Here is a 23,397-nt window from a genome sequence, read left to right as displayed (position 1 = left end):
GCGTCTGACCGGCGGGGGCGGGCTCGGGCTCCGTGGGCTCGGGTGCGGGGGTCTCGGCCTCCTGCTCCGTGCTCGGAGCGGCCTCGGGCTCCTCGGCGTCGGCAGCGGCGGCGTTCGCGTCGTCGGCGCCGGATTCGGACGAGTCCGAACCGCCATCGGACGAGCCGGAGCCGTCACCGATCTTCACGAGGGCGGTGCCGACCTCGACGGTCTCGTCCTCCTGCACCAGGATCTCCTCGACGACGCCGGCGATCGGCGACGGGATCTCGGTGTCGACCTTGTCGGTCGAGACCTCGAGCAGCGGCTCGTCGACCTCGACCCGGTCACCGACGTTCTTCAGCCATCGGGTCACCGTGCCCTCGGTGACGCTCTCGCCGAGCGCCGGGAGGTTGACGGATTCGCTCATCGGGTGGACTCCTCTTCGCGGGGGATTGCAGTGGTTGTTGGTGTCATTGTCACAGTGCGCGGACCGGTGCCGGTCACAGCGCGTGCAGCGGCTTGCCCGCGAGGTGCAGGAACGCCTCGCCGAGGGCTTCGTTCTGGGTCGGGTGACCGTGCACCAGGGGAGCGACGTCCTCCGGGTAGGCCTCCCAGTTCACCGCGAGCTGGGCTTCGCCGATGAGTTCGCCGACGCGGGCACCGATCATGCTGACCCCGACGACGGGGCCGTCCACGACGCGCACGACCTTGACGGAGCCGGAGGTCCCGATGATGTGGCTCTTGCCGTTGCCGGCCAGGTTGTACTCGTACGAGTCGACCTTGTCGGCGCCGTACTGCTCCTCGGCCTTGGCCTGAGAGAGCCCGACCGACGCGACCTCGGGGTCGGAGTAGGTGATCTTCGGGATGTTCTTGTCCTCGATGACCACCGGGTTGAGGCCGGCGATCTCCTCGGCGACGAAGATGCCCTGCTGGAAGCCGCGGTGCGCGAGCTGCAGGCCGGGGACGATGTCGCCGACGGCGTAGACGTTCGGGATGTTCGTGGCGAGACGCTCGTTCGTGGTGACGAACCCGCGGTCCATCGCCACGCCGACCTCGTCGTAGCCGACGTTCTGCGTGACCGGGCCACGGCCGACGGCGACGAGCAGGACGTCACCGTCGAAGGTCTTGCCGTCCTCCAGCGTGACGACGACGCCGTTCTCGTGCTGCTCGACGCCCTGGAACCGGACACCGAGCGAGAACTCGATGCCGCGCTTGCGGAACGCGCGCTCGAGCTGCTTCGACATCGACTCGTCCTCGGCGGGGACCAGGTGCGGCAGGCCCTCGACGATGGTGACCTCGGCGCCGAAGGACTTCCAGACGCTGGCGAACTCGACGCCGATGACGCCGCCGCCCAGGATGACGACCTTGTTCGGGACGTAGTCCATGCGGAGCGCGGTCTCGGAGGTGATCACGCGGCCGCCGATCTCGAGCCCGGGCAGGGACTTCGAGTAGGAGCCGGTCGCGAGCACGATGTTCTTGCCGGTGACGGTCTGGTCGCCGACCTGCACGGTGTTCTGCGAGGTCAGGCGACCCCAGCCCTCGACCACGGTGATGCCGCGGGCCTTGATCAGGCCCTGCAGGCCCTTGTACTTGGAGTTGATGACGCCCTGCTGGTAGTCGATCACCTTGGGCACGTCGACACCGGCGAACTCCGCGATGACGCCGTACTTCTCGGCGTCACGCGTGCCGTCGGCGATCTCGGCGGCGTGCAGCAGCGCCTTGGTCGGGATGCAGCCGCGGTGCAGGCACGTCCCTCCGAGCTTGTCGCCCTCGATGAGCGCGACGCTCATGCCGAGTTCGGCGGCCCGGAGCGCAGCGGCGTACCCACCACTCCCGCCACCGAGGACAACGACGTCGTAAGTCTGTTCCGTCACCTGGTGCAACTCCCTCGTGCGTGTCGGGCCGATCGGGCCCTACGTGGACACCGCGGAGGGCGGCGTCCGACGGTCGGACCGCGTGGTTCCGGTCCCGTCCCGTGCAGTACCGGTGGGAGGCGCGTCGGTGCGCCGTTCCCACCGGTACCAAACCTACTACTCGGACTGGAGGTCTTCTGCGAGAGCGATGAGCGTCCGGACCATCACGCCCGTCGCACCCTTGCCCAACCAGGCGTACCCGCCGCCCTTGTTCTCCGACGGACCCGCGATGTCGAGGTGCGCCCAGGGGACACCCTCGCCGGCGAAGCGCTCGAGGAACTTGCCCGCGAGCAGCATGCCACCGGCCGGGTTGCCGACCGTGGCGTTGACGATGTCGGCGACGTCGCTGGACAGCCGGGCCTCGAGCTCCTCGGGCAGCGGCATCGGCCAGATCGGCTCCGCGACGCCCTCGGCGACGGCACGGACCTTCGCGACGAGGTCGTCGCTGCCCATCAGGCCGGTGGTGCGGTCGCCGAGCGCGACGACCTGGGCACCGGTCAGCGTGGCGACGTCGACGAGCGCGTCGGGCTGCTCGAGCGACGCGGCGGCCATCCCGTCGCCGAGCACCAGGCGGCCCTCGGCGTCGGTGTTCGTGACCTCGACCGTGGTGCCGTTCTTCAGCGTCAGGACGTCGCCCGGGCGGGTCGCGGTGCCGGAGGGCATGTTCTCGGCGAGGGCGAGCCACGCGGTCACGCGCACGTCCAGTCCCAGGCGGGCGGCGGCGACGGTCGCGGCGAGCACCGTGGCGGCACCGGTCATGTCGGTCTTCATGCCGAGCATCGACGCCGCGGGCTTGAGCGAGAGTCCGCCCGAGTCGAAGGTGATGCCCTTGCCCACGAGGGCGAGGTGCTTGGTGGCGGACTCGGGCGCGTACCGGACCACGACCAGGCGCGGGGGACGCGCCGAACCGCGGCCGACGCCGAGGATGCCGCCGAAGCCCTGCTCCTCGAGCGCCTGCTCGTCGAGGACCTCGACGGTGAGCGGCAGGTCCGAGGCGAACCCGGTCGCGACGTCGGCGACGTCCTGCGGCCCGAGGTCGCCCGCGGCGGTGTTCACGAGGTCGCGCACGAGCGACGCGGCGTCGGCGACGATCGCGGGGCGCACGGCGGCGTCGGCGGCGACGTCGGCGGGGGCGAGGACCTCGATGCGCTGGTCGCCGCGGGCCGGGGCCTTGGTGCCGGTGCCCTTGTGCCGTGTGAAGGCGTACGCGCCGAGCGCTGCGCCCTCGAGCGCGGCGTCGACGAGCTCGGCCGAGTCGGTCGGCAGGGCGAGCGTGATCGAGTCCACCCGGGGGAGCTGGCGGACGGCACTGCCGGCGGCCGCGCGGATCGCCGCTGCACCCGTGGCGGACCCGAGCCCGATCAGCGCGACCGACTTCGCACCGACGCCGGTGGCGGGCAGGCGGACGAGCTGGTCCTTCGCCCCGGTGACCCCGATCGCGGCGAGGTCGAGGTCGGCGAGGGCGTCGATCGTCCCCAGCGCGGTGGGGGCGAGCACAGCGGCGCTGTCGGCCTCGCCGGACGAGCCCGGACGGACCCCGACGACGAGCACGTCGGCGGTGGTGGTCTCGGGGGGTGAACTGGTGGTGGAGAGCGTCGGTCGGACCATGCTCCAACCCTACCGACGGCCTGTTCGCTGTCGGCGTGGTCGTCGCGCACCGGGGACGTCGGAGGCCCCGCCTAGCATGGGGACGGTGAACCACCCCGAGGAGCTCTACACGTTCGACGCGGACGCACCGACCGTGCCGGCAGGGTTGCACCTGGTCGCCGGGCTGACCGGTTTCGCCGATGCCGGCTCGGCCGTCGCGCAGGTGACGAACTCGATCCTCGAGGACCTCGACACCGAGCTCGTCGCCGAGTTCGACCCCGACGTGCTGCTCGACTGGCGGGCCCGTCGCCCGGTCATCACCTTCGAGCACGACCACATCAGCGCCGTCGAGCCGCCCCGTCTGGCCCTGCACCTGGTGCGCGACGAGATCGGCCAGCCGTTCCTGTTCCTGTCGGGCTACGAGCCGGACTTCCAGTGGAACCGCTTCGTCCGCGCCGTCACCGGGCTCGCCGACGACCTGCAGGTGGCTGACACCACGTGGGTGCAGTCCATCCCGATGCCGGTCCCGCACACCCGTCCGATCAGCCTCACCGTCTCCGGCACCCGGGCCGACCTCGTCGAGCAGATGAGCGTCTGGAAGCCCGAGACCCAGGCGCCGGCGAACGTCCTGCACCTGGTCGAGCACCGCCTCGCCGAGACGGGCGCGCAGGTCACGGGGCTGGTGTTGCTCGTGCCCCACTACCTGTCCGACACCGAGTTCCCCGACGCCGCCGTCGCAGCGCTGTCCGGCATCGCCGCCGCGACCGGGCTCATCTTCCCGACGGACGCCCTGCGCGAGTCGGGTCGCGAGTTCCTCACCCGCGTCGACGAGCAGGTCGCCGGCAATGCCGAGCTGCAGCGACTCGTCTCCGTGCTCGAGGAGCGGCACGACACCTACATGGAGGGCAACCCCGTCGCCTCGCCGCTCACCGGCGTCGACGGCGAGGTACCGACCGCGGACGCGATCGCGGCGGAGCTCGAGCGCTTCCTGGCCGACCGGCGCACCCAGGGCGACGCGACCGACTGACCGTCGCGGGATCCGGACGTCCCGACAGGACGGCCTGGAGGCTCGTGGCGGCCCCGCACCACGCCTCCAGGCCGTCCTCCGGTCGCCCGCACGTCGTGACGTACGTCGACGACGCTCGTCGCGTATCGACGCGGGGACGCGTCGGTAGCCTGGTCCGGTGAACTCCCGTCGTGCCTTCCTGATCTGGGGTGTCGCGGTCCTCGCGTACGTCCTCGCCGTGGTGCAGCGGTCCTCGCTCGGGGTCTCCGGTGTCGATGCGCAGGACCGGTTCGCCGTCTCCGCCGCCGTCCTGTCGACCCTCGCCGTGGTGCAGATCGCTGTCTACGCGGGGCTGCAGATCCCGGTGGGGATCGCCCTCGACCGCGTGGGCCCGCGCCGGCTGGTGCTCCTCGGAGCCGTGCTGCTGGTCGTCGGACAGGCGATCGTCGCCGTGTCCCCGTCGATCGGGCCGGCCATCGCGGGGCGGGTGCTCGTCGGCGCCGGCGACGCGATGACCTTCATCTCGGTGATCCGACTGGTGCCGATGTGGTTCAGCGGCCGGATCCTGCCGCAGATCTCGCAGTGGACGGGCAACCTCGGGCAGATCGGCCAGATCCTGTCGGCGTTCCCGTTCGCGGTGCTCCTGCACACGGTGGGCTGGACCCCGGCGTTCGGCGTCGCGGCCGCGGCCAGCGCTGTCGGTCTGGTGCTCGCAGCGGTCTTCGTGCGGAACGGTCCCGTGCCGGTGCGGACGGACACGATCCCGCTGCCGCACTCGTGGGGTGCCGCGTTCAGCACGTTCGGGCACGCGCTCCGCCGCCCGGGCACACAGCTCGGGTTCTGGTCGCACTACGTCACGCAGTCGTCGGGCACGGTGTTCTCACTGCTGTGGGGTGTCCCGATGCTCCGGGGGCTCGGGTACTCCCCGGGTGCGGCGGCTGGGTTCCTCACGATCATCGTGGTCGTCGGGTTCGTCGCCGGTCCGGTGCTCGGCGTGCTCTGCGCGCGGTTCCCGATGCGCCGGTCGAACCTGGTGCTCGGCGTGGTCGTCCTGCTCGCGGTGCTCTGGACGGCGATCCTGCTCTGGCCCGGGCACCCACCGACGTGGTTGCTCGTGCTGCTCGTCGTCGCGATGGGGATCGGCGGGCCCGGCTCGCTCATCGGCTTCGACTTCGCCCGGACCTTCAACCCGGTCGGCTCGCTCGGCTCGGCGAACGGAGTGGTGAACGTCGGTGGGTTCCTGGCGGCCTTCGTGATGATGTACCTGATCGGCGTCGTGCTCGACGCGGCGGCACGGGCCACCGGCACCACGGTGTTCGCCTGGGAGAACTTCCGGATCGCCCTCACCGTGCAGTACGTCGTGGTCGGTTTCGGCGTCGGGATGCTCCTGCACGCCCGCCGTCGGACCCGCCGCGTGCTGCACTCGGAAGAGGGAATACGCGTCGGGCCACTCTGGGTTGCACTCGTTGCACGCCTGCGGAAGCGGCACGTGCAATAATGATCACGGACCCGTTCGGGCCCCTGTCTGTCGGAGCACTTCGGTGCGCCGGTGAACTCGGGGGACTTGACATGGGTCCTAGTGCTGCCCGGAACGGTAGGACTCGTACGACGCGGGGGACTGCGGCGCGGGACCTGGGCGGCGAGGGAGGCCACGACCCCACGAACGTGGCACGACGAGAGAGGTGATCGCATGGCTGCCCGGAGCACGACGATCGATCCCACGAAGGACACCGAGCCCGAGGGCGCTGTGGCAGAGGACGCCACGGACACCGAGGGCACCGCAGCGCCGAAGAAGCGCGCCACGAAGGCCCCCGCCAAGAAGGCGCCCGCCAAGAAGGCGGCGCCCAAGGCGAAGAAGACCGACGCCGTCGACGAGGCGATCGCCTCCGACGAGCCCGTCGAGGAGCCGACCGACGAGGCCGACGACACCGACGACAAGACGGCCAAGCCGGACGCCGCTGCAGCGGTCGCCGCCGGTGCGCTCGTCATCTCGCAGACCGACGACGACGAGGCGCCGGTCTACTCGACGACCATCACGGGTGCCACCGCCGACCCGGTGAAGGACTACCTGAAGCAGATCGGCAAGGTCGCCCTGCTCAACGCCGAGCAGGAGGTCGAGCTCGCCATGCGCATCGAGGCCGGCCTGTTCGCCGAGGACAAGCTGCAGCACGCGACGGGGCTCTCGAAGCCCGCCGAGCGTGAACTGCGCTGGGTCGCGCGAGACGGACAGCGTGCGAAGTCGCACCTGCTCGGCGCGAACCTCCGCCTGGTCGTCTCGCTCGCGAAGCGGTACACCGGTCGTGGCATGCAGTTCCTGGACCTCATCCAGGAGGGCAACCTGGGTCTGATCCGTGCGGTCGAGAAGTTCGACTACACCAAGGGCTTCAAGTTCTCGACCTACGCGACGTGGTGGATCCGTCAGGCCATCACCCGTGCCATGGCCGACCAGGCCCGCACCATCCGCATCCCGGTGCACATGGTCGAGGTCATCAACAAGCTCGCCCGCGTCCAGCGGCAGATGCTGCAGGACCTCGGTCGCGAACCCACTCCGGAAGAGCTCGCCCGCGAGCTCGACATGACCCCGGAGAAGGTCGTCGAGGTGCAGAAGTACGGCCGCGAGCCGATCTCGCTGCACACGCCCCTGGGCGAGGACGGCGACTCGGAGTTCGGTGACCTCATCGAGGACACCGAGGCGGTCGTACCGGCCGACGCGGTGGGCTTCACGATGCTGCAGAAGCAGCTCGAGAGCCTGCTCGACTCCCTGTCCGAGCGCGAGGCGGGCGTCATCCGCATGCGCTTCGGCCTCGGTGACGGCCAGCCGAAGACGCTCGACCAGATCGGTGACACGTTCGGCGTGACGCGTGAGCGCATCCGTCAGATCGAGTCCAAGACGATGGCGAAGCTCCGCCACCCGTCGCGGTCGCAGTCGCTGCGCGACTACCTCGAGTAAGCCGGCATGCGCTTCTTCATCCCGATCCTGATCGGGCGGATCCTCCGCGCCCTCGCCCGTGCGCGGGGCGGCGGGTCCGCCTACCCCGGGTACATCGTGCTCAAGCTCGTGCCGGACTTCCTGCAGCACGTGACGAAGCAGTTCCCGAACGGCGTCGTCTTCGTGCTCGGCTCGAACGGCAAGTCGACGACGACGCACATGATCTCCGACATCGTCCGGGCCCACGGGTTGCGGGTCTTCACGAACCCGTCCGGCGCCAACCTGCCGCAGGGCATCGCGTCGGCCCTGCTGTCCGAGGTCTCGCTGACCGGCCGGCTCAAGGCCGACATCGGCATCCTCGAGGTCGACGAGGCCTTCGCCGTCGAGCTCGCCGGCATCCTGTCGCCCTCGACGGTGACGATGCTCAACGTGCAGGTCGACCAGCTGTACCGGTTCTTCGAGACCGAGCGCGTGGCGACGATGATGCTCGACACCGCCGCACTGTCGACGGCGAACGTCATCACGAACCACGACGACCAGTTCCTCGACGGCTACACGGGCACCCCCGGGCAGCGCGTCCTGCGGTTCGGTGCGAGCGACGAGGTCATCGCCGCGGCGCCGAACGGCCTGCAGAACGCCGACTCGTTCGACGCCGGCGACCGTGCCCAGCACACCGCCGACGCCGAGGTCGTGGCCCACACGGGCGACGGCGCGACGATCCGCTTCGACGGTGCCGAGATCCCGGTCCGGCTGCCCGCCCGCGGCCTGCACTACGCGGTCGACGCCGCCGCGGCCACCGCGACGGCGAGTGCGGCCCTCGGCGCGCAGTTCCGCGCCGACGCCGTGACCAAGGCCTTCGGCACGATGAAGCCCGCGTACGGCCGTGGCGAGCGACTCCCCATCGCGGGTGAGTCCGCCGAGTTCACGATGTTCAAGAACGCCGCGAGCCTGCAGCTCAACCTCGACGCCCTGCCGGACCAGCCCGAGCAGGTCCTCATGGCGATCGACGAGGGCACGCCCGACATCTCCTGGATCTACGACATCGACTTCTCGAAGCTCGACCACGTGGACGTCGTCTCCGGTGACAAGGCGTGGCAGATCGCGATCGCGCTCGAGCACGCCGGTGTCCGCATCGGCCGGGTCGAGCCCGACGTCGAAGCAGCGATCGAGCACATGGAGCAGCTCGGCTCGACGACCCGCGGGACGAAGAACTTCATCGTCAACTACGAGATCATGATGATCGCCCGCAAGGCCCTCGGCCACCCGGACATGGAGAAGACCGCATGACGGCCGACCGGTTGACCATCCTGCACGTCTACCCCCGGCAGATGGGCGTCTCGGGCGACCGTGGCAACGTCGCGGCCCTGGTCCGCCGTGCGGCCGCCGCGGGCATCGAGACACAGGTCCTCGAGTACGCGCCCGGTGACGAGCTTCCGACCACGGCGGACGTCGTCGTGATCGGCAACGGACCGCTCAGCGCGATGCGTTCCCTGGGCGACGACGTCACACGCATCGGCGGAACGCTCCGTGCGTTCGCGACCGACGGTGTGCCGGTGCTCGCCGTCGGCGGTGGGTTCGACCTCGCGACGAACGAGGTCGTGCCGGCCGAGGGCGTGCCGGTCGCGGGCTTCGGGGTGTTCGACGCCCGTGCCGTCCGCGGTGCCGAGCGCCGTGTGAACTACTTCGTGCTCGAGACCCGGTACCCGCTGCTCGCCGGAGCCTCGAACCGCCTGGCGGGCTTCGAGGACCACGCGACCCGCATCGAGCTCGCAGCCGGGATCACGCCCTTCGCCGATGTCGTCTCCGGCGGCGGCAACCAGGCCGGCTCCCCGGTCGAGGGCGCGATCGTCGGGAACTCCTTCGGCACGCACACCCAGGGCCCGGTCCTGCCGCTCAACCCGCAGTTGACCGACGGTGTCCTCGCCGCAGCGACCGCGCGGCTGGGCCGCGAGTACGCGCCGGACGCGGAGCAGACGGCGACGATCGACCGCTACGCACGCGAAGCGCGCGCCACCGTCGACCGCTACGTCGACAAGGCGTTCAAGCGCATCGCCTGACGGCCGCTCGCTGCGGACGTCGAACGCGACCACGCAAAGACAGGAGGCGCGGTGCCAGCTGGCACCGCGCCTCCTGTCCCTGTGTCGGTCGCGACTACTTCGACTCGTAGAGTCGGCTGCTCTCGTCGTGCCACTCGATGGCGGTCGCCGCGAGCTTGTCCTTGAACTCGGCGCCGTGGTGGGCGCAGAAGTAGAGCTCGCCGCTCGACATGGTGGCTCGGATGTAGGCCTGCGCCCCGCAGCTGTCGCAACGGTCGGCGGCGGTCAGCTGGTGGTTGCTGACTTCGTCGATGGAGGGGTCCTGCACGGTCTGGGTCATTGCTGTGCTCCTCACGGATCGCAGGTGGTGCCGGGTGGTTGCACCATTTCAACACGTGATCCCTGAGAGCGACGCATTGTCGGGGCCTGTTTCGCTCAGCGCGGATCGCTTGGCCCCAGTGCGAGTGTCCACACGGTGCTGTCGGTGCCGCTCGGTAAACTCCGACGGTGAGCTCCGACTACTCCGCACGCCATCTCTCCGTCCTCGAAGGGCTCGAGGCGGTCCGGAAGCGGCCGGGCATGTACATCGGCTCGACGGACTCGCGGGGCCTCATGCACTGCCTGTGGGAGATCATCGACAACTCGGTCGACGAAGCCCTCGCGGGACACGGTGACGAGATCGGTGTCGTCCTGCACGCCGACGGCTCGGTCGAGGTCCGGGACACCGCCCGGGGCATCCCCGTCGACGTCGAACCGAAGACCGGCCTGACCGGGGTCGAGGTCGTGTTCACCAAGCTGCACGCCGGCGGCAAGTTCGGCTCGGGGTCCTACGCGGCCTCGGGCGGCCTGCACGGCGTCGGCGCCTCGGTCGTGAACGCGCTGTCGGAGCGCCTCGACGTCGAGGTCGACCGGGGCGGCAAGACCTACGCCATGTCGTTCCACCGGGGCGAGCCCGGCACCTTCGACGACAGCAAGGGCATCGGCCCGGACGCACCGTTCGCGCCCTTCACCTCGGGCAGCGAGCTGCGCGTCGTCGGCAAGGTCAAGAAGGGCGTCACCGGCTCCCGGATCCGCTACTGGGCGGACCGCCAGATCTTCACCGCCGACGCCCGCTTCAGCACCGACGACCTGGTGACCCGTGCACGGCAGACCGCGTTCCTCGTGCCCGGGCTCGGCATCACCATCACCGACGAGCGCGCGGCGTCGATCGACGCCGCAGCCGCCCGGGCCGAGGCGACGGGCACCACCGTGGCCGCCGGGCCGGTGGTGGAGCGCTTCCGGTACGAGGGCGGGATCGGCGAGTTCGTCGAGCACCTCGCCGTCGACAGCCCGCTCACCGACGTCTGGCGCGTGCAGGGGACCGGCACCTTCACCGAGACCGTGCCGATGCTCGACGACAAGGGCCACATGGTCTCCACCTCGGTCGAGCGCGAGTGCGAGGTCGACCTGGCGCTCCGCTGGGGCAGTGGCTACGAGACCGTGTTCCGCAGCTTCGTCAACATCATCGCGACGCCGAAGGGCGGCACCCACCAGGCCGGCTTCGAGTCGGGCGTCGTCAAGGCCGTCCGCGCCCAGGTCGAGGCGAACGCCCGCAAGCTCAAGGTCGGGCAGGACAAGCTCGACAAGGACGACGTCCTCGCCGGCATGACCGCCGTGCTGACCGTGCGGTTGCCCGAGCCGCAGTTCGAGGGGCAGACGAAGGAGATCCTCGGCACCCCGGCGGTCCGGAAGATCGTCGACCAGGTGGTGTCGAAGCGCATCACCGAGATCCTCACCTCGACGCAGCGCACCGAGAAGGCACAGTCGGCGGCCCTGCTCGAGAAGGTCGTGTCCGAGATGAAGACCCGCATCTCGGCGCGGGCACACAAGGAGACGCAACGCCGCAAGAACGCGCTCGAGAACTCCTCGCTGCCCACGAAGCTCGCCGACTGCCGCTCGCAGGAGACCGAGGGCACGGAGCTCTTCATCGTCGAGGGTGACTCGGCCCTGGGCACCGCGAAGCTCGCCCGCAACAGCGAGTACCAGGCGCTGCTGCCGATCCGCGGCAAGATCCTCAACGTGCAGAAGGCGTCCGTGTCGGACATGCTCTCGAACGTCGAGTGCGCGTCGATCATCCAGGTCATCGGTGCCGGTTCGGGCCGCACGTTCGACATCGACCAGGCCCGCTACGGCAAGATCATCATCATGTCGGACGCCGACGTCGACGGCGCCCACATCCGCACGCTGCTGCTCACGTTGTTCTTCCGGTACATGCGGCCGATGATCGAGCAGGGCCGGGTCTTCGCAGCCGTGCCGCCGCTGCACCGCGTCGTCGTGGTGAACCGCGGCAAGCCGAACGACACGCTCTACACGTACTCCGAACAGGAGCTGCAGACGGTGCTGAAGAAGCTCGAGAAGACGGGCAAGAAGTACCAGGAGCCGATCCAGCGGTACAAGGGCCTCGGCGAGATGGACGCGGACCAGCTGGCGGAGACCACGATGGACCGCGCGCACCGAACTCTGCGCCGGGTGAACGTGACCCATGCCGAGGGTGCCGCGAAGGTGTTCGAGCTGCTCATGGGCAACGACGTGGCGCCGCGCAAGGAGTTCATCCTGGCCGGCGAAGGCCTGGACCGCGACCGCATCGACGCGTAGCGCGTCGCCCGCCCGGGCCGCGCAGCGGCCTGGCGTGCTCACGCGCTGAGCGACAGTCCACGCGGCCGCCGGTCCGTGAGGTGTCGCTCAGCGCGAAACGGTGCCGCGTCCGCGACACGGTGACGGCGGACGGGAGGCCCGGGGCGGCGCCGCCCCGCGCCTCCAGGCCACGACGTCACGCGCCGAGCGACAGTCCACGCGGCCGCCGGTCCGTGAGGTGTCGCTCAGCGCGAAACGGCGCCGCGTCCGCGACACCTCGCGGACAGCCGGCGGCCGTCGGCGGACGGCCGGTGGCGGACGCCGGCGCGCGCCTACGCCTCGCCGGCGGTGCCGTCGAGCGTCGCGGCGCTGCCGCCGATCGAGCCGATGACCGCTTCGAGCGGGGCGCCCGACCCGTCGCGCTTCGACAGCCAGTCGGGCAGGGTCCGTGCGGCGCCGTCGGTGCCGACGGCGTGCGGCGGCGCGATGCCCGCCCATCCCACGGTGAGCCCGTCCTCGCCCTTCAGGAACGCGTGCGCCCGGACACCCTGGGTGGCACGGCCCTTCGCCGGGAACTCCGACAGCGCGGAGACCTTGGCGCGACCGGCGTCGGTGCCGGGCAGCGCGGTCGAGGTGGTGGACACCGTGGCGACCACGGCGTCGTCGGAGCGTGCGACCGAGCCGAACCAGATCACCGAGGCGCCGTCGGCGAGGGCCATGCCGGCCACACCACCGGCGGGCAGCCCCTGCGCCCTGACGACGGACGCCGGGAACCGCAGCAGCTGCGCGTTGGAGCTGATGAACACGAGGTCGTCCGATTCCGGCGCCTGGGCCGCGCCGACCACGTGGTCGCCGGGCTTCAGGCCGATCGCGACGAACTCCGGCTTGTCGGGCCACGCACCCGGCACGACGCGCTTCACGACGCCGTGTGCGGTGCCGATCGCCAGCGAGTCCGACGACGCGCCGGACAGGTCGACGATCGCCACGACCGTCTCGCCCTTGGTGAGCGCAAGGAAGTCGGTGACCCGGACGCCGGCGTCGAGTCGGACCGCCGCGGGCGGCACGGCGGGGACGTCGACGGGGGAGAGCCGGAGGACCCGCCCGGTCGAGGTGATCGCGCCGATCTGCCCCCGCACCGTGCTCACCACGGCGGAGCGGACGGCGTCGTGCTTCGAGCGCTTCGGTACGCGGACGATGCCGAGCTCCGACGTCGGGATGTCGACCCGGATGAGCCGTCCGGTGGTCGAGAGCAGCACGCGGCAGGGGGAGTCGGCGATCTGCAGGGACTCCGGGTCGACCGCGGCCTTCCGACCGCCCTTCACCGGGGCGTCGGCCTCGGTGAGCAGCGTGCGGCGCGGGGTGGCGAACCTGTCGGACACCTCGGTCAGCTCGAGGGCGACCTGCGCGCGGAGTCGCTCGTCGGACGCCAGCAGTTCTTCGAGGGCGGCGATGTCGGCGAGCAGCTGGTCGCGCTCGGCCTCGAGCTCCATCCGCGAGAACTTCGTCAGGCGGCGCAGGCGCAGCTCGAGGATGTACTCCGCCTGTACCTCGGACAGGTCGAAGACGTCACGCAGGCGGTTGCGCGCCGCCTCGGAGTCGTCGGAGGTGCGGATGACCTGGATGACCTCGTCGATGTCGAGGATCGCGATGAGCAGGCCCTCGACCAGGTGCAGCCGTTCCTTGCGCCGCGCCAACCGGTACTGCGACCGGCGTGTGACGACGTCGAGCCGGTGCTGCACGTAGACGTCGAGCAGCTCGCGCAGCCCGAGGGTGCGGGGCGACCCGCCGACCAGCGCGACGTTGTTGATGCCGAAGCCGTCCTCGAGCGGGGTGTGCTTGTACAGCTGCTCGAGCACGGCGGTGGGGTTGAACCCGCTCTTGATGCCGATGACGAGCCGGAGCCCGTGGTTGCGGTCGGTCAGGTCGTTGACGTCGGAGATGCCGACGAGCTTCTTGGACTGGACGCCGTCCTTGATCTTCTCGATCACACGCTCGGGGCCGACCAGGTAGGGCAGCTCGGTGACGACGAGCCCGACCTTGCGCGGGGTGAGGTTCTCGACGCTCACCTTCGCGCGGGTGCGGAACGAGCCGCGGCCGGTGGCGTAGGCGTCGCGGACCCCGGAGAGCCCGACGATCGTGCCGCCGGACGGCAGGTCGGGGCCGGGCACGAACTCCATGAGCTCTTCGAGGCTGGCCTGCGGGTTCATGAGCAGGTGCTTCGCGGCCTCGACCACTTCGCCGAGGTTGTGCGGCGCCATGTTCGTCGCCATGCCGACCGCGATGCCGGAGGCGCCGTTGACGAGCAGGTTCGGGAACGCCGCAGGCAGGACACCCGGCTGCATGATCTGGTTGTCGTAGTTCGGGACGAAGTCGACGACGTCCTCGCCCAGGCCCTCGGTCATCGCCATCGACGGTTCGGCCAGCCGGGCCTCGGTGTACCGGGCTGCTGCGGGACCGTCGTCGAGGGAGCCGAAGTTGCCGTGGCCGTCGACGAGCGGCACACGCATCGTGAACGGCTGGGCCATGCGGACCAACGCATCGTAGATCGCGCCGTCGCCGTGCGGGTGCAGCTTGCCCATCACCTCGCCCGTGACGCGGGCGCTCTTGACGTGTCCGCGGTCGGGCCGCAGCCCCATCTCGGCCATCTGGTACAGGATGCGACGCTGCACCGGCTTCAGGCCGTCGCGGGCGTCGGGCAGCGCCCGCGAGTAGATGACGGAGTACGCGTACTCGAGGAAGGAGCCCTCCATCTCCTCGGAGACGTCGACGTCCTCGATGCGCTCACCGTCGGGCAGGCCGACTACGTCCGTGCGTGCCATGGCACCTTTCTGGAGAACCGGAGTCGTCTGGAAGACTCGTGGAATGGGAACAAGCGTACCGACGGCCCCCGACGCCGTCGCGAACCTCGCCGACGTCTTCCCGAGTTGCCTCGTGGCGCTCGGCGCTGCGGACGACGCGTGGTTGCGGAACGACGGCCTGGAGGCCCGGATCACCCTCCGCCCCGCCCGCGCGGCGATCGTCGTGCTGGTCGACGGCCTCGGTTCCGCCGCGCTGGCGGCGCGCGCCGGGCACGCCCGCTGGTTGACCGGCGCGAAGGGCACCGGCACCGCGAAGAAGCTGCGGAGCGGGTTCCCGACGACGACCGCGGCCGCCCTGAGCACCCTGACCACCGGCCGCTCGCCCGGCACCCACGGCATCGTCGGCTACAGCGGCTGGAACCCGGACACCGGTGCCGTGATGAACCTGCTGGGCGGCTGGGACACCGAGGTCCCCGCGGACTGGTTCCTGACCCGGACCCTGTTCACCCGGGCCGCGGAGCTCGGGCTCGACCCCGTCGTCGTCGGGCCGGACCGGTACCGCTCGTCCGGGATGACCGCGAACGTGCTCGGCGGCGCTCGGTACGTGTCGGCGGACACCGTTCCGCAGCGCGTGGACGCCGCACTGGCCGAGACCACCACCGGCCGCTCGCTCGTCTACCTGTACGTGCCGGAGCTCGACTCGATCGGGCACAAGTACGGCTGGCAGTCCGACCGGTGGACGGCCGCCCTCGAGCTGCTCGACGGGGAACTCGCCCGGCTCGACGCCCGCGGCGCCGACGACGTCGGGGTCCTGGTGACGGCGGACCACGGTGTGCTCGACGTGCCGGACCACGCGAACATCGCCATCGACCCGCTGCTGCTCACCGACGTCGTCGGCATCGCGGGCGACCCGCGCTGCCGCCAGCTCACCGTCGCACCGGGCACCGACGTCCGCGCCCTCGTCGGCGCGTTCCGGGCGCGCTACGGCAAGAAGGCCTACGTCGCCAGCCGTGCCGAGGCGATCGAGGCCGGGTGGTTCGGGCACGTGTCCGACCAGGTGCTGCCGCGCATCGGTGACGTGCTCGTCGTGGCGCGCGGCTCGTGGGCGTTCAACGACGACCGTGCCCTGCGCGAGGACGAGACGCCGAAGCGCATGATCGGCCAGCACGGCGCGATGACCGACGAGGAGACGATCGTGCCGCTCCGGCTCGCCGGCGCGTTCGCCCTCTAGGACGTCAGCGCCAACGGTCGGTTGGCGTGCGGATCAGGCGGGGTCGTCGTCCGGACGGGTGCCGAAGACGATCTCGTCCCAGCTCGGCATCGAGCGGCGGTTGCGCTTCTTGCGTTCGCCGCGGCTCTCGGACTCCGGCGCCGACGCCGGACGGGCGTCGGCGGACTGCGGTGCGGTGTCGTGCGCCCCGCCGTCCTCGAAGCCCTGCAGCGGGATGTCGACGACGCTGATGGAGGTACCGCGGGCGGGCTCGTCGCGCTGTTCGCCGAAGGACGCTGCTTCGCGCTCACCGCGGCGACGGCGCAGCGCCTCGAGCAGGTCGGCGGTCTCGTTGCCGGGAGCGCGCTCTTCTACAGCGGCCTGGCCGATGCGGGGCAGCGGTGCACGGAGCGGCGCGTGCTGGGACGGCTCGGGCTCGGCGGCCGGCTGCTCCGGCTCGTCGACGCGGAAGGCGCCGGAGTCGAAGCGGGTGCCGTCGTCGTCCTGCTGTTCGAACTCGACCGCACGCAGGCGCGGGGCGATGCCCTCGTCGTCGGTGTGTGACAGCCGGTGGGCGTCACCGTTGTCCGGCGCGAGGGTCGAGGTCTTCGGGTCGAAGTGCCACTGGGCGTCGTGCTCGACCTCGCCCGCGGTGTAGCGGACGCGGACCTGCCAACCGCTCTCCGGGTGCTTCCAGGAGCCCCAGGTGATCGCGGTGGCCTCTCCGGCCTCGAGCTTCGCGGTGATCGCGGGGCCGAAGGTGTCGGGGGACTCGTCGTCGACCGGGGTGACCGGCACGCGGTGCGAGGCGTCGAGGATGAAGGCGCGCTCGGCGAGGACCGGCCCCTCGAAGCGGCGGACGTACTCGACGTCGACGTCGAGCGCGGCGGCCACGTCGGCGGCGTCGGCGCCGCCACGGATGCGTGCCTGGACGTCCTTGGGGGAGACCCGCTTCTGCGGACCGGCGTCGGGGTTCGCCTGGCGCACCTGTCCTGCCAGCGACGACGTGACGGGCAACCGGAACTCGGTGCCGCCGTCGGTCGCCAGGAGGAGTGCGCCGGACTCGACTCCGATGACTCTCACGTCTTGCATGGTTCCGCCTTCCCAGCGTCGCGTACGGTCCTGCTGTCGTACCCCGTGAGTATGCAGGGGCGACTGGCGGTTTCCGGGGAGGCGCACGGGCGTGCCGCGGACATCCGCACGGCCGATCGCGAGGACGCGGCACTCCGGCAACGGGTGTCGGGAATGTCCGGTTCCGGTCGTGGGTTGCACAGCCAGCACGACCCGCCGCAGCACTCGGTTTGCGCTCTGGCGGGGCGTGGTGCAAACTGTCGCCGCCGATCACCCGGCGACGACCTCTCGATACGAGAAATGGATGGGCATGGCCACCGATTACGACGCCCCCCGGAAGACCGACGACAACTCCGACTCGGAGTCGATCGAGGCCCTCAAGGAGCGCGTTCCCGACAAGATGTCGGGGGTCGTCGACGATGATTCCGACAACCCCGGCAGTTTCGAACTCGCCGGGCAGGACCTCAGCGACGTCGACCTCGACGTCGTGGTGCTGCCCCCGCAGGTCGACGAGTTCACCTGCGTCGAGTGCTTCCTCGTGAAGCACCGCTCCCAGCTCGACCACGAGTCGAAGCTCGGACCGGTCTGCGCGGAGTGCGCTTCGCTCTAGACGCAACGATCAGCGAAGGCCCCGCATCCTCCAGGGATGCGGGGCCTTCGTCGTGTGCTGCGAGGCGGGGCCGAGCCGCGCCTCCAGGCCGTTGGTCGTGGTTCGTCAGGACCGCAGCGCCTCGACGACCTTGCCGGGGTGCCGGACGCTGACCAGCCAGTAGGGCGTCGGGTCGGCGTCGTCGCGCACCTCGACCTTGACGACGCCGCGGACGTAGCCGCGGAAGAGCGTCCACGCGCGGGCGTCGAGTGCCGGCCCGCGCTGCTCGGTGGCCGCTGCGCCCTCGAACGCCTCGGTCGTGCCGACGAGCGTGCGGGGGAGGTGGGCCTTGCCCGCGCGGAACTCGGTGTCGGTGACCTCGATGGTGGGTGCGAGTGCCCACAGGAGGACCAGGACCCCGAGCTCCATCCCGATCGCCACGAGGACGCCGGCCAGGACGCTGATGGGGAGGAAGACGAGCAGGGTGGCGGGGATGACGAGCGCCGTCGCCAGGTAGAGGGCGGGCGGGGCCCAGAGTCGTTCGCGGTACAGGGTCACGGGTCCATTCGATCACGAGCGAGCGAGGTCACGGAACGGTCACGGCTGCACTACCCTCGTCACGTGACCGAACCAGTCGACGTCCTCTGGACCGGGGAGCACGCTCCCGGCCACGCCCACCCCGGCGACGCGGGTGCCGATCTCGTCTCCACCGAGGCCTTCGTGCTGCAGCCGGGGGAGCGACACCTGGCCGCCACGGGTCTGCGCATCGCGCTGCCCGAGGGGTACGCCGCGTTCGTGGTCCCGCGGAGCGGCCTGGCGGCGAAGCACGGCATCACGATCGTGAACAGCCCCGGCACCGTCGACTCCGGCTACCGCGGGGAGATCAAGGTCGCCCTGCTCAACACCGACCAGACGGAACCGTACGAGGTGCACGTCGGCGACCGCATCGCCCAGTTGATCGTGATGCCGGTGCCGCAGGTGACCTACACCCGGGTCGACGACCTGCCGGACAGCGTCCGCGGACAGGGCGGGTTCGGCTCGTCGGGCTACGGTGACCGGAGCGACGCCGTGACCGGTGCCGCCGCAGACGCTCAGGAAGGAACGCGCGCATGAAGTTCGGCCGACGCAAGCGGGACGAGGTCGAGGTGGCGGACGCCGTCACCGACGACATCGAGGTCGCGGACACGTCCCCCGAGGTCGACATCGCGACGGATGCCGACGCGGACCTCGACGAGGTCGACGCGGTCGCCCCGACGGACAAGTCCGCTCCGGAGGACCGGGCCGAGAACGGCCCCCACGACGAGACCGAGGCGAACCTGGTCCGCCCCTACGTCGACCTGGGCGGGGTGAAGGTGCTCCCGCGCGAGGGCCTGCACCTGCGCCTCGAGGTCGAGGAGGGCTCGCAGCGCGTCGTCGCGGTCGGGCTCGACTACGACGAGTCCACGCTGCAGGTCCAGCCGTTCGCGGCGCCCCGGTCCACCGGTCTGTGGCACGAGATCCGCGCCCAGATCGCCGAGCAGATCGAGCGCCAGGGCGGGGTCGTGACCGAGGTCGACGGCCCGTTCGGTCCCGAGCTCCGCGCGTCCGTCCCGGTCGCCGTGGACGGCGACGGCGGCACCGCCGGCTCCCGCCCTGCCCGCTTCGTCGGCGTCGACGGCCCGCGCTGGTTCCTGCGCGGCGTGATCGCCGGCAAGGCCGCCGAGCAGCCCGACGACGCGAGCGAGATCGAGGAGCTGTTCCGCAGCGTCGTCGTCGTGCGCGGCACGACGCCGATGCCGCCGCGCGACCTCATCCCGCTGCACATGCCCAAGTCGACGCAGACCGCGATCTGACCGACCGACGACCAACCCCGCCTGGAGGCCCGGTGCCGGACCACGACGACACCCCACGACCCGAGACGGCTGGCTCCCACCCCGCTGCACCGGCGGCTGAGCCGTCGGCGATGCCGGCTGCGGCACCGGCGGCCGAGCCGTCGGTGCCGCCGTCCTTCTCCGCGCAGTTCCGCGACGCCGTGCAGAACGCCGGCATCGCGCGCGTGGCACCCGGTGAGGCACCGTCCGGCCGGGCGCTGCTCGGCGCGGTCGGCGGGGTGCGCGGGCTCGCCGAGTCGGTGCTGCCCGGGTTCGCGTTCCTGGTCGTCTACGCGATCACCAAGGAGCTCGTGCCGAGCGTCGTGATCCCGGTGGCGGTCGGCCTGGTCTTCGTGGTGCTCCGGCTGCTGCAGCGGCAGTCGGTGACGATGTCGTTCGCGGGCATCCTCGGCGTCGCGGTCTCGGCCGGCCTCGCGCTCATCACCGGCCGCGCGGAGAGCAACTTCATCCCCGGGATCGTCATCAACGCCGTCTGGCTCGTCGGGCTGCTGATCACGCTGGCGATCCGCTGGCCGCTCATCGGGCTCGTCGTCGGCTTCCTGCTGCCGGCGAACGAGGACGGCTCGCACGTCGACTGGCGCGCCGACCCGGTGAAGCGCCGCGTGCTGACGGTCGCCACCTGGATCTGGGTCGGGCTGTTCGCGGTCCGGCTCGCGGTGGAGGTCCCGCTGTACCTGACGGCGCAGGTCGAACTGCTCGCCGGGCTGAAGCTCATCCTCGGCGTGCCGCTGTACGCGGCGGTGCTCTGGGTGACGTGGCTGCTGGTCCGCACCGTGTTCGTCCGACGCGACGACGTCGCCCCGGTGTAGAGTTCTCTCGACATCAAGATAGTTCTCGCAGGGCGCGCACGCGTTCTCGGGATTAGGTTTGCCTTGCTGGTGGGACGGTCCACGGCCCGCGAGGATGAGGGCAAACCGATCAGTAGGGAGGCGGCACGGTGGCTGCAGTCAATAGCTTCGGCTCGAAGGACACACTGTCGGTTGGGGGTGTCGACTACGCGATCCACCGGATCGACTCGGTTCCCGGGCACGAGAAGTTGCCCTACAGCCTGAAGGTGCTGCTCGAGAACCTCCTCCGCACCGAGGACGGCAAGAACGTCACCGAGGGACAGATCCGGGCGCTCGGTTCCTGGCGGCCCGACGCGGAGCCCGACACCGAGATCCAGTTCTCGCCGGCGCGCGTCGTCATGCAGGACTTCACGGGTGTGCCGTGCATCGTCGACCTCGCCACCATGCGCGAGGCCATGGCGGACATCGGCGGCGACCCGAACAAGATCAACCCGCTGTCCCCGGCCGAGATGGTGATCGACCACTCCGTCATCGCCGACCTGTTCGGCAGCACGGATGCCCTGCAGCGCAACACCGACCTCGAGTACGAGCGGAACGGTGAGCGCTACCAGTTCCTCCGCTGGGGCCAGACCGCGTTCGAGGACTTCAAGGTCGTCCCGCCGGGCACCGGCATCGTCCACCAGGTGAACATCGAGTACCTGGCGAAGGTCACCTACACGCGTGACTTCGACGGCGAGACCTACGCGTACCCGGACACCCTGGTCGGCACCGACTCGCACACCACGATGGTGAACGGCCTCGGCGTGCTCGGCTGGGGCGTCGGCGGCATCGAGGCCGAGGCCGCGATGCTCGGGCAGCCCGTGTCGATGCTCATCCCGAAGGTCGTCGGCTTCAAGCTCTCGGGTGAGATCCCGGCCGGCGTGACCGCGACCGACGTGGTGCTCACCATCACGCAGGAGCTCCGCAAGCACGGCGTCGTCGGCAAGTTCGTCGAGTTCTACGGCGAGGGCGTCGGCGCCGTCCCGCTCGCCAACCGCGCCACCATCGGCAACATGTCGCCCGAGTTCGGTTCGACGGCAGCGATCTTCCCGGTCGACGACGTCACGCTGGACTACCTGCGGCTGACCGGTCGCGACGAGGCGCAGATCGCCCTGGTCGAGGCGTACTCCAAGACCCAGGGGCTGTGGCACGACGCCTCGGTCGAGCCGAACTACTCCGAGTACATGGAGCTCGACCTCTCCACGGTCGTGCCGTCCATCTCGGGCCCGAAGCGTCCGCAGGACCGCATCGAGCTGTCGAAGGCCAAGGACCAGTTCGAGGTCGACCTCGCCAACTACGCGAGCATCGACCACAGCGAAGAGGACAAGGCCGTCGCCGACACGTTCCCGGCGTCCGACCCGGTGGCCGCGGGCCCCGGCGACGAGCACGCCGTGGACGACCTGCAGGACGCCCCCGGGTCCGAGGTACCCGTGCACGCTTCGAGCGCGCCCGGCACCGTCTCGAAGCCGACCTCGGTCGCCATCGCCGACGGCGACCCGTTCACGATCGACCACGGTGCCGTCGCGATCGCCGCGATCACGTCGTGCACGAACACGTCGAACCCGTCGGTCATGATGGCCGCGGGCATCCTCGCCCGGAACGCCGCGAAGAAGGGCCTCACCGCGAAGCCCTGGGTGAAGACCACCCTCGCGCCCGGGTCGAAGGTCGTCACCGACTACTACGAGAAGGCCGGTCTGACCACCTACCTCGAGCAGCTCGGCTTCTACACGGTCGGCTACGGCTGCACCACCTGCATCGGGAACTCGGGCCCGCTGCCCGAGGAGATCTCGCAGGCCGTGCAGGACAACGACCTCGCCGTCACCGCGGTGCTCTCGGGCAACCGCAACTTCGAGGGCCGGATCAACCCCGACGTCAAGATGAACTACCTGGCGTCCCCGCCGTTGGTCATCGCCTACGCCCTCGCCGGGTCGATGCACTTCGACTTCGACAAGGACGCCCTCGGCACCGACCAGGACGGCAACGACGTCTACCTGACCGACATCTGGCCCGACGCGGCCGAGGTGCAGCAGGTCATCGACGAGTCGATCGACACCGAGATGTTCACCCACGAGTACGGCTCCGTGTTCGAGGGCGACGACCGCTGGAAGAACCTGCCGACCCCGACCGGCGACACCTTCGAGTGGGACCAGGAGTCGACCTACGTCCGGAAGCCCCCGTACTTCGAGGGCATGACGATGCAGCCCGACGCGGTGTCGGACATCTCCGGCGCCCGGGTGCTCGCGAAGCTCGGCGACTCGGTCACGACCGACCACATCTCGCCGGCCGGTTCGATCAAGGCCGACAGCCCCGCCGGCCAGTACCTCGCCGAGCACGGCGTCGACCGCAAGGACTTCAACTCCTACGGCTCGCGTCGCGGCAACCACGAGGTCATGATCCGCGGCACGTTCGCGAACATCCGTCTGCGCAACCAGCTGCTCGACGGCGTGGAGGGCGGCTACACCCGTGACTTCACGACGCCGGACGGTGCGCAGTCGTTCATCTACGACGCCTCGCAGCACTACCAGGAGCAGGGCATCCCGCTCGTCATCTTCGGTGGCAAGGAGTACGGCTCCGGCTCGTCCCGTGACTGGGCCGCCAAGGGCACGAACCTGCTCGGTGTCCGTGCGGTCATCACCGAGAGCTTCGAGCGGATCCACCGCTCGAACCTGATCGGCATGGGCGTCGTCCCGCTGCAGTTCCCGGCGGGCGAGACGGTCGAGTCCCTCGGGCTCGACGGCACCGAGGTCGTCTCGATCTCCGGGCTGACCGAGCTGAACGAGGGCCGCACCCCGAAGACGGTGCACGTCACCGCGACGCCGAGCGAGCACTCGCCGGCCGGCAAGCAGCCGATCGAGTTCGACGCGGTCGTCCGCATCGACACCCCCGGCGAGGCCGACTACTACCGCAACGGCGGCATCCTGCAGTACGTGCTCCGCTCGCTCGTCTGAGCGTCGTGCGCACGGGTCGC

At 70.6% G+C, this 23,397-nt stretch carries 19 protein-coding genes; 12 read left to right on the top strand and 7 right to left on the bottom strand.

Annotated features, from left to right (window positions below):
* From DEJ27_RS10420 to DEJ27_RS10410, 3 genes are all read right to left on the bottom strand, one after another.
* The coding region (locus DEJ27_RS10420; RefSeq protein ID WP_309147034.1) for a biotin/lipoyl-containing protein at positions 1–406 on the bottom strand (406 nt) is incomplete at its 3' end.
* Positions 407–479: 73 nt separating this feature from the next.
* The gene (lpdA, locus tag DEJ27_RS10415) at positions 480–1,853 is read right to left on the bottom strand and encodes a dihydrolipoyl dehydrogenase (RefSeq protein WP_111090888.1); all 1,374 of its coding nucleotides are present in this window, start codon (positions 1,851–1,853) and stop codon (positions 480–482) included.
* A 156-nt stretch (positions 1,854–2,009) separates the two neighbouring features.
* Positions 2,010–3,500 (bottom strand): leucyl aminopeptidase, encoded by a 1,491-nt coding sequence (locus tag DEJ27_RS10410; protein WP_110859573.1) that lies wholly within the window; start codon positions 3,498–3,500, stop codon positions 2,010–2,012.
* Positions 3,501–3,576: 76 nt separating this feature from the next.
* Here DEJ27_RS10410 and DEJ27_RS10405 point away from each other — a divergent pair, with 76 nt between their 5' ends.
* From DEJ27_RS10405 to DEJ27_RS10385, 5 genes are all read left to right on the top strand, one after another.
* The gene (locus DEJ27_RS10405) at positions 3,577–4,506 is read left to right on the top strand and encodes a proteasome assembly chaperone family protein (RefSeq protein WP_111090887.1); all 930 of its coding nucleotides are present in this window, start codon (positions 3,577–3,579) and stop codon (positions 4,504–4,506) included.
* A gap of 157 nt (positions 4,507–4,663) precedes the next feature.
* Positions 4,664–5,983: a nitrate/nitrite transporter gene (locus tag DEJ27_RS10400; RefSeq protein ID WP_111090886.1), complete on the top strand. Its 1,320-nt coding sequence runs from the start codon at positions 4,664–4,666 to the stop codon at positions 5,981–5,983.
* 192 nt (positions 5,984–6,175) lie between these two features.
* Positions 6,176–7,435, top strand: coding sequence for an RNA polymerase sigma factor (locus tag DEJ27_RS10395; protein WP_027465462.1), 1,260 nt, complete (start codon positions 6,176–6,178; stop codon positions 7,433–7,435).
* A gap of 6 nt (positions 7,436–7,441) precedes the next feature.
* Complete coding sequence (locus tag DEJ27_RS10390) at positions 7,442–8,701, top strand: MurT ligase domain-containing protein (RefSeq protein ID WP_111090885.1); 1,260 nt, start codon at positions 7,442–7,444, stop codon at positions 8,699–8,701.
* Positions 8,698–9,471, top strand: coding sequence for a type 1 glutamine amidotransferase (locus DEJ27_RS10385; RefSeq protein ID WP_111090884.1), 774 nt, complete (start codon positions 8,698–8,700; stop codon positions 9,469–9,471). The genes DEJ27_RS10390 and DEJ27_RS10385 overlap by 4 nt, the downstream gene beginning before the upstream one ends.
* Positions 9,472–9,565: 94 nt before the next feature.
* On the opposite strand, the gene DEJ27_RS10380 is transcribed toward DEJ27_RS10385, so the two are convergent.
* On the bottom strand, positions 9,566–9,790 hold the full coding sequence (locus DEJ27_RS10380; protein ID WP_017886093.1) for a hypothetical protein: 225 nt from the start codon (positions 9,788–9,790) through the stop codon (positions 9,566–9,568).
* A 167-nt stretch (positions 9,791–9,957) separates the two neighbouring features.
* On the opposite strand from DEJ27_RS10380, the gene DEJ27_RS10375 reads away from it, so the two are divergent.
* Positions 9,958–12,084, top strand: coding sequence for a type IIA DNA topoisomerase subunit B (locus DEJ27_RS10375; RefSeq protein WP_110859578.1), 2,127 nt, complete (start codon positions 9,958–9,960; stop codon positions 12,082–12,084).
* 311 nt (positions 12,085–12,395) lie between these two features.
* Here DEJ27_RS10375 and DEJ27_RS10370 read toward each other — a convergent pair whose 3' ends face one another.
* A complete protein-coding gene (locus DEJ27_RS10370; RefSeq protein WP_111090883.1) occupies positions 12,396–14,882 on the bottom strand; it encodes a DNA topoisomerase (ATP-hydrolyzing) subunit A in 2,487 nt (828 codons plus the stop codon).
* 43 nt (positions 14,883–14,925) lie between these two features.
* On the opposite strand from DEJ27_RS10370, the gene DEJ27_RS10365 reads away from it, so the two are divergent.
* Positions 14,926–16,092 (top strand): alkaline phosphatase family protein, encoded by a 1,167-nt coding sequence (locus tag DEJ27_RS10365; protein ID WP_181430135.1) that lies wholly within the window; start codon positions 14,926–14,928, stop codon positions 16,090–16,092.
* Positions 16,093–16,125: 33 nt separating this feature from the next.
* Here the strand turns inward: DEJ27_RS10365 and sepH are convergent, their stop codons facing one another.
* A complete protein-coding gene (sepH, locus tag DEJ27_RS10360) occupies positions 16,126–17,154 on the bottom strand; it encodes a septation protein SepH (RefSeq protein ID WP_181430134.1) in 1,029 nt (342 codons plus the stop codon).
* Positions 17,155–17,452: 298 nt separating this feature from the next.
* On the opposite strand from sepH, the gene DEJ27_RS10355 reads away from it, so the two are divergent.
* Positions 17,453–17,752, top strand: coding sequence for a DUF4193 domain-containing protein (locus DEJ27_RS10355; RefSeq protein WP_017886098.1), 300 nt, complete (start codon positions 17,453–17,455; stop codon positions 17,750–17,752).
* A 105-nt stretch (positions 17,753–17,857) separates the two neighbouring features.
* On the opposite strand, the gene DEJ27_RS10350 is transcribed toward DEJ27_RS10355, so the two are convergent.
* On the bottom strand, positions 17,858–18,289 hold the full coding sequence (locus tag DEJ27_RS10350; protein ID WP_110859581.1) for a DUF3093 domain-containing protein: 432 nt from the start codon (positions 18,287–18,289) through the stop codon (positions 17,858–17,860).
* Positions 18,290–18,352: 63 nt separating this feature from the next.
* On the opposite strand from DEJ27_RS10350, the gene dut reads away from it, so the two are divergent.
* From dut to DEJ27_RS10330, 4 genes are all read left to right on the top strand, one after another.
* Positions 18,353–18,844 carry a dUTP diphosphatase gene (gene dut, locus DEJ27_RS10345; protein WP_071403948.1) on the top strand — a complete coding sequence of 164 codons (492 nt, stop codon included), beginning with the start codon at positions 18,353–18,355 and terminating at the stop codon, positions 18,842–18,844.
* Positions 18,841–19,563 carry a DUF3710 domain-containing protein gene (locus DEJ27_RS10340; RefSeq protein ID WP_232536646.1) on the top strand — a complete coding sequence of 241 codons (723 nt, stop codon included), beginning with the start codon at positions 18,841–18,843 and terminating at the stop codon, positions 19,561–19,563. Before dut ends, DEJ27_RS10340 begins: the two co-directional genes overlap by 4 nt.
* 110 nt (positions 19,564–19,673) lie before the next feature.
* Positions 19,674–20,411 (top strand): DUF3159 domain-containing protein, encoded by a 738-nt coding sequence (locus DEJ27_RS10335; RefSeq protein WP_258370337.1) that lies wholly within the window; start codon positions 19,674–19,676, stop codon positions 20,409–20,411.
* 128 nt (positions 20,412–20,539) lie between these two features.
* Positions 20,540–23,377: an aconitate hydratase gene (locus DEJ27_RS10330; protein ID WP_111090880.1), complete on the top strand. Its 2,838-nt coding sequence runs from the start codon at positions 20,540–20,542 to the stop codon at positions 23,375–23,377.
* Positions 23,378–23,397 lie beyond the last annotated feature (20 nt).

This window comes from Curtobacterium sp. MCPF17_018 (assembly GCF_003234135.1).
GTDB lineage: Bacteria > Actinomycetota > Actinomycetes > Actinomycetales > Microbacteriaceae > Curtobacterium > Curtobacterium flaccumfaciens.
This window is presented reverse-complemented; position numbering and strand designations above follow the sequence as displayed.